This is a genomic window from Qipengyuania sp. R86523 (assembly GCF_044596365.1).
Classification (GTDB): domain Bacteria; phylum Pseudomonadota; class Alphaproteobacteria; order Sphingomonadales; family Sphingomonadaceae; genus Qipengyuania; species Qipengyuania citrea.
Genome location: NZ_CP138997.1, coordinates 1,424,791 through 1,440,348 on the forward strand (window position 1 = coordinate 1,424,791; position 15,558 = coordinate 1,440,348).

At 65.3% G+C, this 15,558-nt stretch carries 15 protein-coding genes; 6 read left to right on the plus strand and 9 right to left on the minus strand.

The window, feature by feature from the left end; genetic code table 11:
• Positions 1 to 26: 26 nt before the first annotated feature.
• Positions 27 to 1,316, minus strand: a complete 1,290-nt coding sequence (locus SJY12_RS07110) for an adenylosuccinate synthase (protein WP_063506993.1) — start codon at positions 1,314 to 1,316, stop codon at positions 27 to 29.
• A 125-nt stretch (positions 1,317 to 1,441) separates the two neighbouring features.
• Here SJY12_RS07110 and SJY12_RS07115 point away from each other — a divergent pair, with 125 nt between their 5' ends.
• The 3 genes from SJY12_RS07115 to SJY12_RS07125 are packed head-to-tail and all read left to right on the plus strand — an operon-like array spanning position 1,442 to position 3,861.
• Positions 1,442 to 2,260 (plus strand): aldo/keto reductase, encoded by an 819-nt coding sequence (locus SJY12_RS07115; protein WP_397504897.1) that lies wholly within the window; start codon positions 1,442 to 1,444, stop codon positions 2,258 to 2,260.
• A 52-nt stretch (positions 2,261 to 2,312) separates the two neighbouring features.
• Entirely contained in the window at positions 2,313 to 3,263 is a 951-nt protein-coding gene (locus SJY12_RS07120; protein WP_397504898.1) for a rhodanese-related sulfurtransferase, read from the plus strand.
• Complete coding sequence (locus tag SJY12_RS07125) at positions 3,256 to 3,861, plus strand: glutathione S-transferase (protein ID WP_397504899.1); 606 nt, start codon at positions 3,256 to 3,258, stop codon at positions 3,859 to 3,861. The genes SJY12_RS07120 and SJY12_RS07125 overlap by 8 nt, the downstream gene beginning before the upstream one ends.
• Here the strand turns inward: SJY12_RS07125 and SJY12_RS07130 are convergent.
• The 3 genes from SJY12_RS07130 to SJY12_RS07140 all read right to left on the minus strand — a co-directional run bounded on the left by SJY12_RS07130 (position 3,858) and on the right by SJY12_RS07140 (position 7,836).
• Positions 3,858 to 4,970 (minus strand): ATP phosphoribosyltransferase regulatory subunit, encoded by a 1,113-nt coding sequence (locus SJY12_RS07130; RefSeq protein ID WP_397504900.1) that lies wholly within the window; start codon positions 4,968 to 4,970, stop codon positions 3,858 to 3,860. The genes SJY12_RS07125 and SJY12_RS07130 overlap by 4 nt on opposite strands.
• 28 nt (positions 4,971 to 4,998) lie before the next feature.
• Complete coding sequence (serA, locus tag SJY12_RS07135) at positions 4,999 to 6,582, minus strand: phosphoglycerate dehydrogenase (RefSeq protein WP_397504901.1); 1,584 nt, start codon at positions 6,580 to 6,582, stop codon at positions 4,999 to 5,001.
• 96 nt (positions 6,583 to 6,678) lie between these two features.
• Entirely contained in the window at positions 6,679 to 7,836 is a 1,158-nt protein-coding gene (locus SJY12_RS07140) for a phosphoserine transaminase (protein WP_397504902.1), read from the minus strand.
• Between the two features lie 235 nt (positions 7,837 to 8,071).
• On the opposite strand from SJY12_RS07140, the gene SJY12_RS07145 reads away from it, so the two are divergent.
• Positions 8,072 to 9,244 carry a glycosyltransferase family 1 protein gene (locus SJY12_RS07145; protein ID WP_348030636.1) on the plus strand — a complete coding sequence of 391 codons (1,173 nt, stop codon included), beginning with the start codon at positions 8,072 to 8,074 and terminating at the stop codon, positions 9,242 to 9,244.
• On the opposite strand, the gene SJY12_RS07150 is transcribed toward SJY12_RS07145, so the two are convergent.
• On the minus strand, positions 9,241 to 9,663 hold the full coding sequence (locus tag SJY12_RS07150) for a hypothetical protein (protein ID WP_397504904.1): 423 nt from the start codon (positions 9,661 to 9,663) through the stop codon (positions 9,241 to 9,243). The genes SJY12_RS07145 and SJY12_RS07150 overlap by 4 nt on opposite strands.
• Positions 9,664 to 9,736: 73 nt before the next feature.
• Entirely contained in the window at positions 9,737 to 10,357 is a 621-nt protein-coding gene (locus SJY12_RS07155) for a PadR family transcriptional regulator (RefSeq protein ID WP_397504905.1), read from the minus strand.
• A 105-nt stretch (positions 10,358 to 10,462) separates the two neighbouring features.
• Between SJY12_RS07155 and SJY12_RS07160 the strand changes: the two genes are divergently transcribed.
• Complete coding sequence (locus SJY12_RS07160; protein WP_397504906.1) at positions 10,463 to 11,785, plus strand: replication-associated recombination protein A; 1,323 nt, start codon at positions 10,463 to 10,465, stop codon at positions 11,783 to 11,785.
• Positions 11,772 to 12,650: a hypothetical protein gene (locus SJY12_RS07165; protein ID WP_397504907.1), complete on the plus strand. Its 879-nt coding sequence runs from the start codon at positions 11,772 to 11,774 to the stop codon at positions 12,648 to 12,650. Before SJY12_RS07160 ends, SJY12_RS07165 begins: the two co-directional genes overlap by 14 nt.
• Here SJY12_RS07165 and SJY12_RS07170 read toward each other — a convergent pair.
• The 3 genes from SJY12_RS07170 to SJY12_RS07180 all read right to left on the minus strand — a co-directional run bounded on the left by SJY12_RS07170 (position 12,647) and on the right by SJY12_RS07180 (position 15,522).
• Positions 12,647 to 13,588 carry a glutaminase gene (locus SJY12_RS07170; RefSeq protein ID WP_063510565.1) on the minus strand — a complete coding sequence of 314 codons (942 nt, stop codon included), beginning with the start codon at positions 13,586 to 13,588 and terminating at the stop codon, positions 12,647 to 12,649. The genes SJY12_RS07165 and SJY12_RS07170 overlap by 4 nt on opposite strands.
• Positions 13,589 to 13,739: 151 nt before the next feature.
• On the minus strand, positions 13,740 to 14,618 hold the full coding sequence (locus SJY12_RS07175; RefSeq protein ID WP_228135226.1) for a hypothetical protein: 879 nt from the start codon (positions 14,616 to 14,618) through the stop codon (positions 13,740 to 13,742).
• 163 nt (positions 14,619 to 14,781) lie between these two features.
• A complete protein-coding gene (locus SJY12_RS07180) occupies positions 14,782 to 15,522 on the minus strand; it encodes a Bax inhibitor-1/YccA family protein (RefSeq protein ID WP_050599875.1) in 741 nt (246 codons plus the stop codon).
• Positions 15,523 to 15,558 lie beyond the last annotated feature (36 nt).

Genomic DNA, 15,558 nt, shown 5'->3' on the forward strand with positions numbered 1-15,558 from the left:
GTAAGCATCCTAGCGCGCATTCCGCATCAGTCCATGAACGGATCGCGCATCAGGATCGTATCGTCGCGCTCGGGACTGGTGGAAACCAGCGCCACCGGCGTTTCGATCAGTTCCTGCACGCGCTGGATGTATTTGACCGCATTGGCGGGCAGGTCGGCATAGCTGCGCGCGCCCGCGGTCGATTCCTGCCAGCCTTCCATGCTTTCGTAGATCGGCTCGACCGCAGCCTGGTCGGCGGCGTGGCTGGGGAAATAGTCATAGACATTGTTCCGCAACCGGTAGCCGGTGCAGATCTTCACCTCGTCGAGACCGTCGAGCACATCGATCTTGGTCAGCGCGATCCCGGTCACGCCGCTGATCGCGCAGGTCTGGCGCACCAGCACGGCATCGAACCAGCCGACCCGGCGCTGGCGCCCGGTAACCGTACCGAATTCATGCCCGCGCTCGCCGATGCCCTTGCCCACCTCGTCATCCAGCTCGGTCGGGAAAGGACCGCTGCCGACGCGGGTGGTGTAGGCCTTGACGATGCCCAGCACGAAGCCGGTGGCGTTGGGGCCCAGCCCGCTGCCTGCCGCGGCCGTGCCACTGACCGTGTTCGAGCTGGTGACGAAGGGATAGGTCCCGTGGTCGATGTCGAGCAGGACGCCCTGCGCGCCTTCGAACAGGATCTTGGCGCCCGCCTTGCGGACCTTCTTCAGCCGTTTCCACACCGGCTGCGCATATTTGAGCACGAAGGGCGCGATCTCGCGCAGTTCGGCGAGCAATTGCTCGCGGTCGACCGGCTCCTGCTCGAACCCCGCGCGCAGCGCGTCGTGATGCGCGCACAGGCGGTCGAGTTGGGGTTCGAGCGCGTCGAGATGCGCGAGGTCGCACACGCGGATTGCGCGGCGGCCGACCTTGTCCTCGTAAGCCGGACCGATACCGCGCCCGGTGGTGCCGATCTTGCCCGATCCGGCGGCCGCTTCGCGCAGCCCGTCGAGATCGCGGTGGATCGGCAGGATCAGCGGGCAATTGTCCGCCACGGCGAGGTTGTCGTCATTGATGGTGACGCCCTGCGCTTCGAGCTTCTCGATCTCGGCCTTGAGCGCCCACGGGTCGAGCACCACGCCATTGCCGATCACGCTGAGCGTGCCCGATACGATGCCGCTGGGCAGCAGCGAGAGCTTGTAGGTGGTCCCGTCGATGACCAGCGTGTGGCCCGCATTGTGGCCGCCCTGGAAGCGCACCACGGCATCGGCGCGGCTGGCCAGCCAGTCGACAATCTTGCCCTTGCCCTCATCGCCCCATTGGGCGCCGATCACGGTGACGTTGGCCATTCGATAGTTCTCGCAAATGTAAGGAAATCAAACGCCGCAGGCGTTAGGCTGATCTATGGCACGGGGCAAGGCGAATTGCCGGAAACATGCGCCGTCTGCACCATTGTAGGGGCAAAGGAGATTTCATGACCGATTACCCCACGCTTTCGCTGAATGACGACCGCCAGATCCCGCAGCTCGGTTTCGGCACCTACAAGATCGACGAGGACGATGCACCCGAAGCGGTCAAGACCGCGCTCGATGTCGGCTACTGGCTGGTCGACACCGCGGCCATCTACCAGAACGAACGCGGCGTCGGCAAAGGTGTTGGCGACTGGTCGGACATCTTCCTGCAGACAAAGATCTGGAACGAAAGCCAGGGCTACGAGCGGACCAAGAAGGCCGCCGACAAATGCCTCGAACGGCTCGGCCGCGACCATGTCGACATGCTGCTGATCCACTGGCCCTGCCCCGAAAAGGACCTGTTCGTGGAAACGTGGAAAGCGTTCATCGAACTGCGCGACGAAGGCAAGGCAAAGTCGATCGGCGTATCGAACTTCCGCGAGCAGGACCTGCGCCGCATCATCGACGAAACCGGCGTCACGCCCGCGCTCAACCAGATCGAACTGCACCCCACCTTCCAGCAGCGCGAACTGCGCAAACTGCACGACGAACTGGGCATCGTCACGCAGTGCTGGTTGCCGCTGGGCCAGGGTGCGGGGATCGAAAACGAGACCATCGCCGCCATCGCCGAGGAAACCGGCCAGCCTGCCAGCGCCGTGATCCTGCGCTGGCACATGCAGCATGGCCTGTGCCCGATCCCCAAGGCATCGAGCCGCGATCATATCGAAGCCAATTTTGCAGCGCTCAAGTTCACCCTCACGGACGACCAGATGTCGCGCATCGACGCGCTTGACGATCCCGAAGGCCGGATCGGGCCCGATCCGAGCGATTTCGAAGGGTAATATCGGCGGGGTGCGCCACGGCGGCAAGGCTGCTAATGGCGCACCCGTGACCATGACCGACGACCCCATCCGCATTGCCGCGCTTTACCAGTTTGCGCGTTTCGACGATCCGCGTGCACTGCGCGCGCCGCTGCTTGCGGTATGCGAAGCGAATGCCGTGCGCGGAACTCTGCTGCTGGCGAAGGAAGGCATCAACGGCACGATCGCCGGAAGTGATAAGGGTGTCGAAGCGGCGCTCGACCATATCCGTGCGCTGCCGGGCTGCGCCGAGATCGAAATCAAGGAATCGCGCGCCGCGATCATGCCCTTCCACCGCACCAAGGTGCGGCTGAAGAAAGAGATCGTGACCATGGGCCAGCCCGATCTCGATCCGCTTGCCGGAGTTGGCACCTATGTCGCGCCCGAGGACTGGAACGCGCTGATTTCGGATCCGGAGACGATCGTGATCGACACGCGCAATGATTACGAAGTGCAGATCGGCACCTTCGAAGGCGCGATCGACCCGCAAACCGCCAGCTTCGGCGAATTTCCCGAATGGTTTCGCGCCAAGCGCGCCGAACTGGAGGCCGAGGGGCGCAAACCCAGGATCGCCATGTTCTGTACCGGTGGGATCCGCTGCGAGAAATCGACCGCCTTCGCGCGCGCCGAGGGGGTGGACGAGGTCTATCATCTCAAGGGCGGCATCCTCAATTACCTTGAACACGTGCCCGAGCAGGACAGCCTGTGGCGCGGCGAATGCTTCGTCTTCGACGAACGGGTCAGCGTCGGCCACGGATTGGCGGCGGGCACTCACGGCCTGTGCCGCGCCTGCCGCAGGCCGCTGAGCGAGGCGGACATGGCGCATGACCATTTCAGCGAGGGCGTGTCCTGCCCGCGTTGTTATGACGAGCGCAGCGACGAGCAGCGTGCGCGTTATGCCGAGCGCAACCGTCAGGCGCGGCTCGCACGCGAGCGCGGCGAAGAACACATCGGGCGGCGCGACGAAGCAGAGCGCGATGGCTGAACCGGTCCTCTACAGCTTTCGTCGCTGTCCCTATGCCATGCGTGCACGTATGGCGCTGCGGATCGGCGGGGTATCCTACGAACACCGCGAGGTCGTCCTGCGCGACAAGCCGGCGGAAATGCTCGAGGCGTCGCCCAAGGGCACGGTGCCGGTGCTGGTTGCCGGACCGGGCGAGGTGATCGAGGAAAGCCGCGACATCATGCGCTGGGCGCTGGTGCGCAGCGATCCCGAAGGCTGGCTCGAGCGCGACGATCCGGAGTTGGTCGAAACCAATGACGGGCCGTTCAAGCACCATCTCGACCGCTACAAATACGCCACCCGGTACGACGATGTCGATCCGGCGCAGCATCGCGCCGCCGCGCTGGACATCCTGCGCAGGCTGGACGAGCGGCTTTCGCAGTCAGCCTATCTACGGGGCGAGACGCGCGGCTTTGCCGACATCGCGATCTTTCCCTTCATCCGCCAGTTCGCCAACACCGACCGCGACTGGTTCGACGGTCAGGCGCTGCCCCACCTCCAGGTATGGCTCGCAAGCCTGATCGATTCCGACCTCTTCGCCGGGATCATGGCCAAGCACCCGCAATGGGTGGCGGCCTAGAGCGGTTTGGGCTCGGTCCCGTCGAGCACATGCGAGCAGCCGAGCGCGCGCGCATCATCGCTGTCCGACACCGCTGCCACGGTCCGCCAGCCGATCGCCCGCAGGCGTGCACCGACATCGCGGTCGTGTCCCAGCGGCAGGAACAGTATCTCGCGTTCATCGGCGTCCGGCCCGCCCAAGGCATCGAGCAACGGGTCCATATAGAGCGAGAACCCGGTCGCGGGTTCGTCGCTGCCCTTGATCGTATAGGTCCCCCCACGGCCCAGCGCGCCGCGCGCGCCCTCGCCATAGAGCGTGAAGCCGAACCAGCTCTGGTATTCGAACCCGTGCCGCTCGGTCGGGTCGAGCGTGACCCGCGCGCGGTCGCCGATGGTCGCGGCAATTTCGCGCAAGCCGATGATCCGGCTGCCCAGCGCGCCGTCCACATCGATCTTCGCCAGCGTGTCGATCGCTTGGTCGAACGGGCCGGTGGCATACAGCAGCGGGAGGTAGGCCTCGCCGCCGGCGTCGCGCAGCCCGCCGGCATCCTTGGTATCGAGCTCGCGGCGAACCGCAGCGCGGCGTTCGGCATCGAGCGGCAGCGTGTCTTCGGCCAGCGTATCGACCAGGTCGGGCAGGGTGAAATCGACCGAGATATTGGCCGCCCCCGCCGCCTTGAGCGCCGCGATCGCGACCGAGACCATTTCGCTGGCAGCGGCAACACTGTCGGTGCCGATCAGTTCGGCCCCCACTTGCAGCCGCTGGCGCGCCGGGTCGAGCTGGTCCGCACTCAGCAGCGCGATATCGCCGGCATAGCATAGACGCAGCGGACGCGGTGCAGCGGCCATGCCGGTGGCGGCAATGCGCCCGACCTGAACGGTCATGTCGCTGCGTAGCGCCAGCGTGCGCAGGCTTTCGGGGTCGGTGAAGCGCACCATCCGGCGCGTCGCGACACCATCCATCCGGCCTGCCAGCGAGTGTTCGAATTCGACCAGCGGCGGACGCACGCGGTCGTAGCCATGGCTGTCCATCGCATCGAGCATCGCGCGCTTGGCAGTGGTGATCGCGCGGGCGCGCGCCGGCAGCGCGTCTTCGAGGCCGACGGGCAGGAGGTCGTCTTGATTGGTCATCGCGCCGCGCCCCCTGCCCTATCGTTTGTCAGAATGCCAGCGGCATCACGACCTTGACGCCTTCCAGCGCGCAGGCCTGCTCGACCACTTCAGGCGGGATCGGCGCATCGACGCTGAGCAGCACGGTGGCTTCGCCCCCGGCCTGCCGCCGTCCGAGGTGGAAGGTCCCGATATTGATGCCCGACTGCCCGAGCAACGAACCGATCCGGCCGATGAAACCGGGCGCGTCTTCGTTGACGATATAGAGCATGTGGCCGTCGAGTTCGGCCTCGATCCGCACGCCGAACAGCTCGACCAGCCGCGGGGCATCGGCTCCGAACAGCGTGCCCGCCACCGAACGGTCGCCCTGGTCGGTGCCCACCGTCACGCGGATCAGCGTGTTGTAGACGCCTTCCTTCTCGTGGCGGATCGAGCGGATGTCGAGCCCGCGTTCCTTCGCCAGATAGGGCGCGTTGACCATGTTCACCGTGTCCGAATACTGGCGCATCAGCCCGGCCAGCACCGCGCCTTCGATCGGCTTGCCCGACAGTTCGGCTGCCGCGCCTTCGCGCTCGATCGAAATCTTGGTCAGATTGCCATGCGCCAGCTGGCCCACCAGGCTGCCGAGGTCTTCGGCCAGACCCATATAGGGGCGCAGCTTGGGTGCTTCCTCGGCGCTGAGGCTGGGCATGTTGAGCGCATTGGTGACGCCGCCGCTGACGAGATAATCCGCCATCTGTTCGGCCACCTGCAGCGCGACATTGACCTGCGCTTCGGTGGTGCTGGCACCGAGGTGCGGCGTACACACGAAGTTGGGCTTGCCGAACAGTGGGCTGTCCTTGGCCGGTTCGCTCTGGAACACGTCGAGCGCGGCCCCGGCAACCTGCCCGCTGTCGAGCGCATCGGCCAGCGCCGCCTCGTCGATCAGGCCGCCGCGCGCACAGTTGACGATCCGCACGCCCTGCTTGGCCTTGGCGAGGTTTTCCGCCGACAGGATATTGCGCGTCTCGTCGGTCAGCGGCGTGTGCAGCGTGATGAAATCGGCCTTGGCCAGCAGCGTGTCAAGATCGGCTTTCTCGACCCCGATTTCGACCGCGCGTTCCTCGGTCAGGAAGGGATCGTAGGCGACGACCTTCATCCGCAGGCCCAGCGCGCGGCTGGCGACGATGCTGCCGATATTGCCCGCGCCAATCAGACCGAGCGTCTTGCCGGTCACTTCGACACCCATAAAGTCGTTCTTGGGCCATTCGCCCGCCTGCGTGCGGACATTGGCGGCGGGGATCTGCCGCGCCAGCGCGAACATCATCGCGATGGCGTGTTCGGCGGTGGTGATCGAATTGCCGAACGGGGTGTTCATCACCACCACGCCCTTGCCGCTGGCGTAGGGGATATCGACATTGTCGACGCCGATACCGGCGCGGCCAATGACCTTGAGATTGGTCGCCGCATCGAGGATTTCGGGCGTGACCTTGGTCGCGCTGCGGATGGCGAGGCCATCGTACTGGCCGATCACCGCCTTGAGTTCATCGGGCGTCATGCCCGGCTTCACGTCGACATCGCAGCCCCGCTCTTCGAAAATGCGCGTGGCGTTCGGGTCCATCTTGTCCGAAATAAGGACTTTGGGTTTGTTCATGATTTTTCTCTCGTCATCCCAGCGAAAGCTGGGATCGCTTTCGATTTGGTCGGAGCGAGCGGATAGCGGTCCCAGCTTTCGCTGGGACGACGCCGATTATGCCGCTTTCACCTGCTCGTAGGCCCACTCGATCCACGGCAGGAGACGCTTGAGGTCTTCCTGCTCGACCGTGCCGCCGCACCAGATGCGCAGGCTCGGCGGGGCATCGCGATAGCCATTGAAGTCGTAACCGACGTCGCGGTCCTCGAGCAGCTTGACGATCTTCTTCGGCACTGCTGCCTTCTCGTCATCAGGCAGGCTGTCGTACCACTCGCCCTGGAAGACAAAGCACACGCCGGTGTTGGTCCGCTTGGCCGGGTCGGCGACCATGTTGCGCAGCCAGGGGGTCGCCTCGATCCAGTCGAGGACGATCTTGGCATTGGCATCGGCGCGTTCGAACATCGCCTTGCGCCCGCCCATCGCCTGCGCCCATTCGAGCGCGTCGATATAGTCTTCGGTCGCCAGCAGCGAGGGTGTGTTGATCGTCGCGCCCTCGAAAATGCCGGTGTTGATCTTGCCGCCCTTCTTGAGGCGGAAGAGCTTGGGCAGCGGCCATTCGGGGTCGTATTCCTCGATCCGCTGTACCGCCTTGGGGCTGAGGATGAGCATGCCGTGCTGCGCTTCGCTGCCCATCACCTTTTGCCAGCTGTAGGTCGTGGCATCGAGCTTGGCCCAGTCCATCTCCATCGCGAAAACGGCGCTGGTGGCATCGTTGATCGTCACGCCTTCGCGGCCCGGGGCCAGCCAGTCGGTGTTCGGGATCTTGGCGCCCGAAGTGGTGCCGTTCCAGGTGAAGACGACGTCGTTGTCCTGCGGGATGCTCGCCAGATCGGGGATTTCGCCGTAATCGGCGTCCATGACCGTAAGTTGCGGCAGCTTGAGCTGCTTGACCGCGTCCTGGATCCAGACATTGCCGAAGCTTTCCCATGCCGCGACGGTTGCCGGGCGATCGGGGCGCAGCATGGTCCACATCGCGCATTCGAGCGCGCCGGTGTCCGATGCCGGCATGATGCCGACGAGGTAATCCTCGGGTACGCCAAGCATTTCCTTCGACAGGTCGATGGCATATTTCAGCCGCGACTTGCCGAGCGCGCTGCGATGCGAGCGGCCGAGCGATTCGGTTTTGAGATTGGCGGCAGACCAGCCCTTGTGTTTGACGGTCGGTCCGGACGAAAAGAAAGGGCGCTCGGGTTTGAGCGTAGGTTCGGCAGTCATGTATTCTCTCCTTGCAGAGAGCTCGCGCGGCGTTGGGACCGCGTGGCCCGCCGCCCGCACTAATGTTGCGTCGCAGCGAGTCAATGTGAAATACCGGTAGTGCGATAAAGCGTAGCTACGACACGACAGGCGACAGGTGCGAAGGCATGATCGTGGAATGCGAAAAATCCCTGCGGTTACAATCACGCTGCAAGCCGATGGACGGCATCGGCCATCTTCCCTAAAGCGCCGCGCAATGGATGTGACCGATCTTCGCATCGCGCTGTTCAGCGGGAACTACAATTACACTCGCGATGGCGCGAACCAGGCGCTCAACCGCCTGGCGGGCTTCCTGCTCAGGCAGGGCGCGGCGCTGCGCGTCTATGCCCCGGTCGTGGCCGAACCCGATTTCCCCGCGACCGGCGACCTGGTCGACATTCCCAACGTCCGAATGCCGGTGAAGGGTCGCGGCGAATACCGCCTGCCGCTGCGCATCGACGACCGCGTGCGCGCCGATCTGGCCGAATTCGCACCCAATGTGGTGCATCTGTCATCGCCCGACCCGGCCGCGCACGGTGCGCTCAAATGGGCGCGCGAGAAGGATATCCCGGTGCTGGCGTCGGTCCATACGCGGTTCGAGACCTACCCGCGCTATTACGGTCTCGGTTTCCTCGAACCGCTGGTCGAAGGCATGCTGCGCCGCTTCTACCAGCGCTGCGATGCGCTGGTGGCGCCATCGCAAAGCCAGATCGCCGAACTCACCGCGCAGGCAATGCATGACGACATTTCGATCTGGTCGCGCGGGGTCGACCGCACGGTCTTCGATCCGTCCAAGCGCGATCATGCATGGCGCCGCGCGCATGGCCTGGCCGATGACGATGTGGCAATCGTGTTCCTCGGCCGCCTGGTGATGGAAAAGGGGCTCGACGTCTTTGCCGAAACGATCGTGCAATTGCGCAAGCGCCAGGTCCCGCACAAGGTTCTGGTAATCGGCGACGGGCCCGCGCGCGAATGGTTCGAAAAGGCGTTGCCCGGCGGCATTTTCGCCGGCTTCCAGACCGGCAGGGATCTGGGCAAGGCGCTGGCGAGCGGCGATATCTTCTTCAATCCGTCGATCACCGAGACTTTCGGCAATGTCACGCTGGAGGCAATGGCCTGCGGATTGCCGGTGGTGGCCGCCGGGGCCACCGGTGCGGCGAGCCTAGTCGACGACGGGCGCACGGGCCGCCTGGTCGCGCCGGGCAAGCCCGATGTCTTCGCCCCCGCCTGCGCCGAGGCGCTGGCGCCCTATTGCACCGATGACGACCTGCGCCTGCTGCATGGTGCCAATGGCGAACAGGTCGCGCGCGCCTATACGTGGGACGCGATCAATCAGGCGGTGGTCGACACCTATCTGCGGCTGATCGAAACACGCGCCGCCGCCCGCTAGCGCAGCACGCCAGCTGCGCTCATCCAGCGCGAATACCACAGCGAAAACAGCGTCGAGATCCAGATCGCCGCCATCAGCAGCGGGTTCTGCAGGCTGTCGGGGATCTGCGAGACCAGCAGTTCGAAATAGGTCGTCGCGATCAGCCCCACGGTCGCCACGCCGAAAGCGGCGAAGGCCAGCTTGCGGCGCAGCAGCAACAGGATCGACCCGAGCAGCGCGCCCCACACGCCCAGCGCCCAGGCCGCATCGGCCCAAGCCGGGAAGGTATCGAAATATCCGATCTGTTCGGGCGTCATGCCCAGTTCGGCCAGGCTACCCGTTTGCGTCATCAGATAGCTGTAACAGCCGATCGCATTGAACAGCAGCGTCGCTATGCCCACCACCCAAAGGTGCCAGGGCGTGTGTGTGGTGTCCGTCATGTCCGAACCCTCCCCCATCGCGACCCGCGGGCGCAGCCTAGCCCGTCTCCCGCGGATCGCCAAATGGCAGGGGTCAGAGCCGCTCGATCTTTTTGGCCAGGTCGTCGACCAGATCGACGATCTCGCGCACCGTGTCCTCGTCCAGCTTTCCCGAACGCGCCCGGTTCTTGAGCACGCTGGCGAGATTGCCGACCGCGCGGAACATTTCGGGCGTGGCATAGGCGCGGCGATGAGTGCCATGACCCGACAGCCGCTCGAACAGCGCCGTCACTTCATCTGCGCGTTCCGCCAGTTCGGACCGCCCCGCATCGGTGGCCTGGTAGGCCTTGCGGGTCTCGTCTCCGGGAGCCGGCGCGATCGCGCCCTCGTCCTCTAGCAGCGACAGCGTCGGATAGATCGTCCCCGGGCTCGGAGCATACGAGCCTTCCGTCAGTTCCTCGATCGCCTTGATCAGCTCATAACCATGGCGCGCCTCATCGGCGACGAGCTTGAGCAGGACCAGCCTGAGCTCACCCGGTCCGAACATGCGCCGGCGGCGTCCGCCCTTGCGCGGACCGAAATCGAATCCCCAGTCGGAGCCGCCGAAGCGCGCCGATGCACCGAACCCGCTTTGCGCTTCCGCCCCGGCCATCATCGCCGCGATGAACGGCCAACCGCGCCTGCGCGCGCCGTGGCGCCTGTGTGCCTTGTGCATATCGCTATCCTTGCCTTATCTTCGATAGCTCTACGATATATCTTTAAAGGCACCATGCAAGTCGCCCCTGCAATTTTCCGGCGAACACCCTATGTCAGCCGACCAATGGCCGATCTCTTTCCCGAAGACCTCCCGCACAGCGCAGCGCCGGATACGCCGCGCGAAGATGCACCGCTGGCCGATCGCCTGCGTCCCGCCACCCTCGGCGAAGTGATCGGACAGGATCACCTGACCGGTCCCGAGGGCGCGATCGGCCGGATGGTCGCCGCCGGGCGCCTGTCGAGCATGATCCTGTGGGGCCCGCCGGGTACGGGCAAGACCACCATCGCACGGCTGCTGGCCGACAGCGTGGGCATGCGCTTCGAAAGCGTCAGCGCCGTGTTCAGCGGCGTGGCCGACCTCAAGAAAGCCTTCGCCGCTGCCGACAAGGCTGCGCAGGCGGGGCAGCGCACGCTGCTGTTCGTGGACGAGATCCACCGCTTCAACCGTGCGCAGCAGGATGGCTTCCTGCCCTTCGTCGAACGCGGCACGGTGACGCTGGTGGGCGCAACGACCGAAAACCCCAGCTTCGCGCTCAATGCGGCATTGCTCAGCCGCGCGCAGGTGCTGATCCTCCAGCGGCTGGATCACGAGGCGCTGGGCCAGTTGCTCGACCGCGGCGAGACGCTCGAGGGGCCCCTCCCCCTCACGCCCGAAGCGCGCGATGCGCTGGTCGCCAGCGCCGATGGCGATGGGCGGTTCCTGCTCAACCAGGCCGAAACGCTCTACAATGCGCAGATTGCCGACCCGCTCGACCCGGCGGCGCTGGGCCGGTTTCTCCAGCGGCGCGTCGCGGTCTATGACAAGGACCGCGAGGGGCATTACAACCTCATCTCCGCGCTGCACAAGGCGGTGCGCGGAAGCGACGTCCAGGCGAGCCTCTATTACTTCGCGCGCATGCTCACCGCAGGCGAGGAACCGCGCTTCCTCGCGCGGCGGCTGATCCGCATGGCTGTCGAGGACATCGGCATGGCCGACCCGCAGGCGCTGGTGCAATGCATGGCGGCGAAGGACGCGTTCGAATTCCTCGGTTCGCCTGAAGGCGAACTCGCGCTGGTACAGGCCTGCATCTACCTCGCCACCGCGCCCAAATCGAACGCCGCCTACAAGGCGCAGAAAGCCTCCTTCAAATCGGCGAGAGAAACCGGCAGCCTGATGCCCCCGCAGAATATCCTCAACGCGCCGACCAAGCTGATGAAGGACATCGGCTACGGGTCGGGCTACAGCTATGATCACGACGCGGAAGAGGGCTTCTCGGGCGACGATTACTGGCCCGAGGAGATGGAGCCGCAGAGCTATTACCAGCCCGTCGAACGCGGGTTCGAACGCGAGGTAAAGAAGCGGCTCGACTATTGGGACAAGCTGCGGCGCGAGCGTGGGCAGGTTTAGCCATTTCCTCGCGATCGACTGGTCGGGTGCGAAAGGGCCGGTGCAGAAAGGCATAGCGCTGGCGCTGGCCGATGCGGCTGGCGGCCCGCCCGTCCTGGTCGAGCGGGGCCGCGGCTGGTCGCGCGCCGATGTGCTGGCGCTGCTGCGCGAGGACCTGCCGAACGATACGCTCGTCGGAATGGACCTCGGCATCGCGCTGCCCTTCGCCGATTGCGGCGCCTATTTTCCCAAGCGCGACGTGCTGCTGCCCGACGCGCCGTCGCTCTGGGCGCTGATCGACGATATCTGCGCGGGCGATCCCAATCTGGGCGCGCAAAGCTTCGTCGATCATCCCGAATTCGCGCCCTATTTTCGCCACGGCAGCGATACGGGCGCGCATTTCGGCTGCGACGGCGCCGCGCATGGACGCGGGCGGTTCCGGGTCACCGAACAGACGCAGGCGGAAATGGGCTGCAAACCCTATTCGAATTTCAATCTCGTCGGTGCGGCGCAGGTGGGCAAGTCCAGCCTGACGGGAATGCGCGTGCTGCACCGGCTGCGCGGGCACCTGCCCGTCTGGCCGGTCGATCCGGATCCGGGACACGGCTCGCTGGTCGTCGAAATCTACACCAGCCTCGCCGCGTTGGAATCCGGGCGCAGCGCGGCAAAGGCCAAGATGCGCAGCTTCGAAGACCTCAATTCCGCGCTGGCCGGACTCGGCAGCCCGCCCGTGGCCGGACGGGGCGCGATCGAGGACCATTCGTCCGACGCACTGCTCACCGCCGCGTGGCTTCGCCGCGTCGCAAGCGATCGGGCGCGCTGGGCGCCGGCGGGGCTGACGCGGGATATCGCCCGCACCGAAGGCTGGACCTTCGGCGCGCTCTAGTCCTCGGGAAGCGGTCCGCTGAAGACCGACCAGCCGGTCCGCTGGGCAATCTCGGCAAGCGCCCGCGCGCCCAGCAGGCTGGTGCCCGCGCGGTTCAGCCCGGGCGACCACACGGCAATCGCGGCGCGGCCCGGGACGCTGGCGAGAATCCCGCCGCCAACCCCCGATTTGCCCGGGAAGCCGACCTCGAAAGCGAATTGCCCCGAATTGTCGTAATGGCCGCACAGCAGCATCAGTGCATTGATGCGGCGCGCCCGGCTGGCCGAACACATCCGCTGGCCGGTCACCGGGTCGCTGCCATCGAAGGCGAGAAATAACGCGCTTTCGGCCAGCTGGCGGCAGCTCATCGACAGGGCGCATTGGCGGAAATAGACCGACAGCACCTCTTCCACCGGATTCAGCAGACGTCCGAAATCGGCGAGGAACCACGCCAGCGCGCGATTGCGTTCGCCCGCCTCGCTCTCGCTGCGCGCCACGTCCTCGTCGAACGTGATCGCCGGGTTGCGGCCCATGCGGCGCAGCCGATCGAGCAGGTCGCGCACCGCTGCGTCGACGCCGCGGTTGCCGATGAACCGATCCGTCGTCACGATGGCGCCCGAATTGATGAAGGGGTTGCGCGGAATGCCCTTTTCCTTCTCGAGTTGGACGATCGAATTGAAGGCATCGCCCGACGGTTCGCGGCCGACCGCATCCCATAGCGCCGATCCCTCGCGCTCGAGCGCGAGCGCCAGTGCGAAGACCTTTGAAATCGACTGGATGGAAAAGGCTTCGTCGACATCGCCTGCGGCAGCCACGCGCCCGTCAGGCGTAGCGATGGCTATGCCGAACTTGCGCGGGTCGACCGCTGCCAGCGCGGGGATATAGCGCGCAGGATTGCCGCTGCCGCGATCATCGGCCAGCGCATTCCATGTCTCGGTAACGATTGTCTGCAGGTCCATCGCGGTGCCGATAGGCGCGGCCGGCGCAAGGGGCAAACATTGCTGGCGGTGATGGGCGCAGGCGCGAGCGCAAGGCGGTGCTTGCCAATACGAACGAAGGCGCGCCGTTCCCCGGGGAACGGCGCGCCTCGCAGGATCATCTTAGCGGCAACTAGTTCGAATTGTCGTCGCTGGGAATGGGTTGCACGACCGGCAGCGACGAACGCGTTTCGTCGACCGGCGCTACGGGGATCTGCGCCCCTGTATCGGGATCGACGACCTTGGTTTCCTGCAACGGCGTGGCGGTCAGCGTCGCGGGATCGGAACCCGGCTGCGGCGCCTGGTAGCCATAGGCGTTCTTGACCGCGACGTATCCCGGCTGGGAAGAGCCATAGCGATCGCCGTAGCGCGCATCCCATGCCGCCGATTCCCGCTGGTATTCCTCATAGGCCACGAAGAACCGCTCGAACGGGCCTTCGAACGTCTGGAAGTTGGCCAGCGCAAAGGCTATCGGATCGATCTGTTCGGCCGCCAGATACTGTTGCGACACGCCCAGTGCGGTGCGGCAGAAATCCGCCCGTGCGGGCGGCAGCGCGAAATAGTTGTAGACCATCGTCATCTGGCTTTCGCGCGCCTGGATACCGGCGCGGCGGGCGCCGTGTTCCTGCCGGTATTCGGCATCGATCCGATCGTTCACGCGCTTGAGCGGGCGCGCATGGTCCGAGATATAGCTGCTGTAGGCGTCGAGGATCGGCTGGTACTGCGGATCGAGACAGTTGAGCGCCGCGACATTCCAGGCCGAACGGAAGTGCCACACCTTCTCGTCGTCCGAAATTCCCAGGTGCACAGTCTCGCGCTGACCGAGCGAGTTCACGCGGGGGATGGTCATCACATAGGACGCCTGGCCCGGGGGCTGCGGACGGATCGGGACCGCTTCCACCACCGGCGGCGGCGGGGGCGGCGGCGGCGGCGGGGTGGCGCAGGCGCCCAGGACGGCGATGCCGGCAGCCACGGCCGCCATGCGAATGGTGATGTTCGAACCGCGGTTCATGACGCGTGACCCTCCTCGGAAAATAAGGCGATCATCCTGCCTCGTCATCGGTTGACGGGGGATGAAGAAAAACTGCCTAGCGTTTGGCAATGGCAAAGAAAATGCCCGGGGCGCTGGTTACGCCCCGGGCACGTTCAAACGATTCCTGTTTGCGACGAATGGTTTATTCGCGGCTGCCCATGAAGCGCAGCAGGAACAGGAACATGTTGATGAAGTCGAGATACAGGCTCAGCGCGCCCATGATCACGGCCTTGCCGGCAAATTCGGTACCGCGCAGGTACTGATATTCGCGCTTCAGGCGCTGCGTGTCGTAGGCGGTAAGGCCGGCGAAGATCAGCACGCCGATGAAGCTCACGGCGAGCGTCAGCGTGCTCGACTGCAGGAAGATGTTGATCACGCTGGCAATGATCAGGCCGATCACGCCCATAACCAGGAAAGTTCCCATGCCCTGCAGGTTCTTCTTGGTGGTGTAGCCGAACAGGCTGAGACCGGCGAAGGCGCCTGCCGTGGCGAAGAAGGTCGCGGCGATGCTTTCGCCCGTATAGACGAGGAAGATCGTCGACAGCGACAGGCCCATCACCGTGGCGAAGGCCCAGAACATCAGCTGCAGCGTAGCCTGGCTGAACTTGTTCACGCCGAAGCTCATCGCGAAGACGAAGCCAAGCGGCGCCAGCGCGACGATCCACATCAGCGGACCGCTGGCGAAGGTCAGCGCCAAGCCGCTGCGCGCGGTCAGCATGGCGACCAGTCCGGTCAGCAACACGCCCGAAGCCATGTAATTGTAAATCTTGAGCATGTGGGCGCGCAGGCCCGCATCGAAGGTTTCCTGCCTGGCAACGGCGTCGCCAGCGCGCGGCACCGAGCCGAAGCCCTGCCTCTGGTCGGTGTCGTTCCAATTGGCCATGTGTCTGCAACTCCTTTTGGCGGCGCGGTGATACGC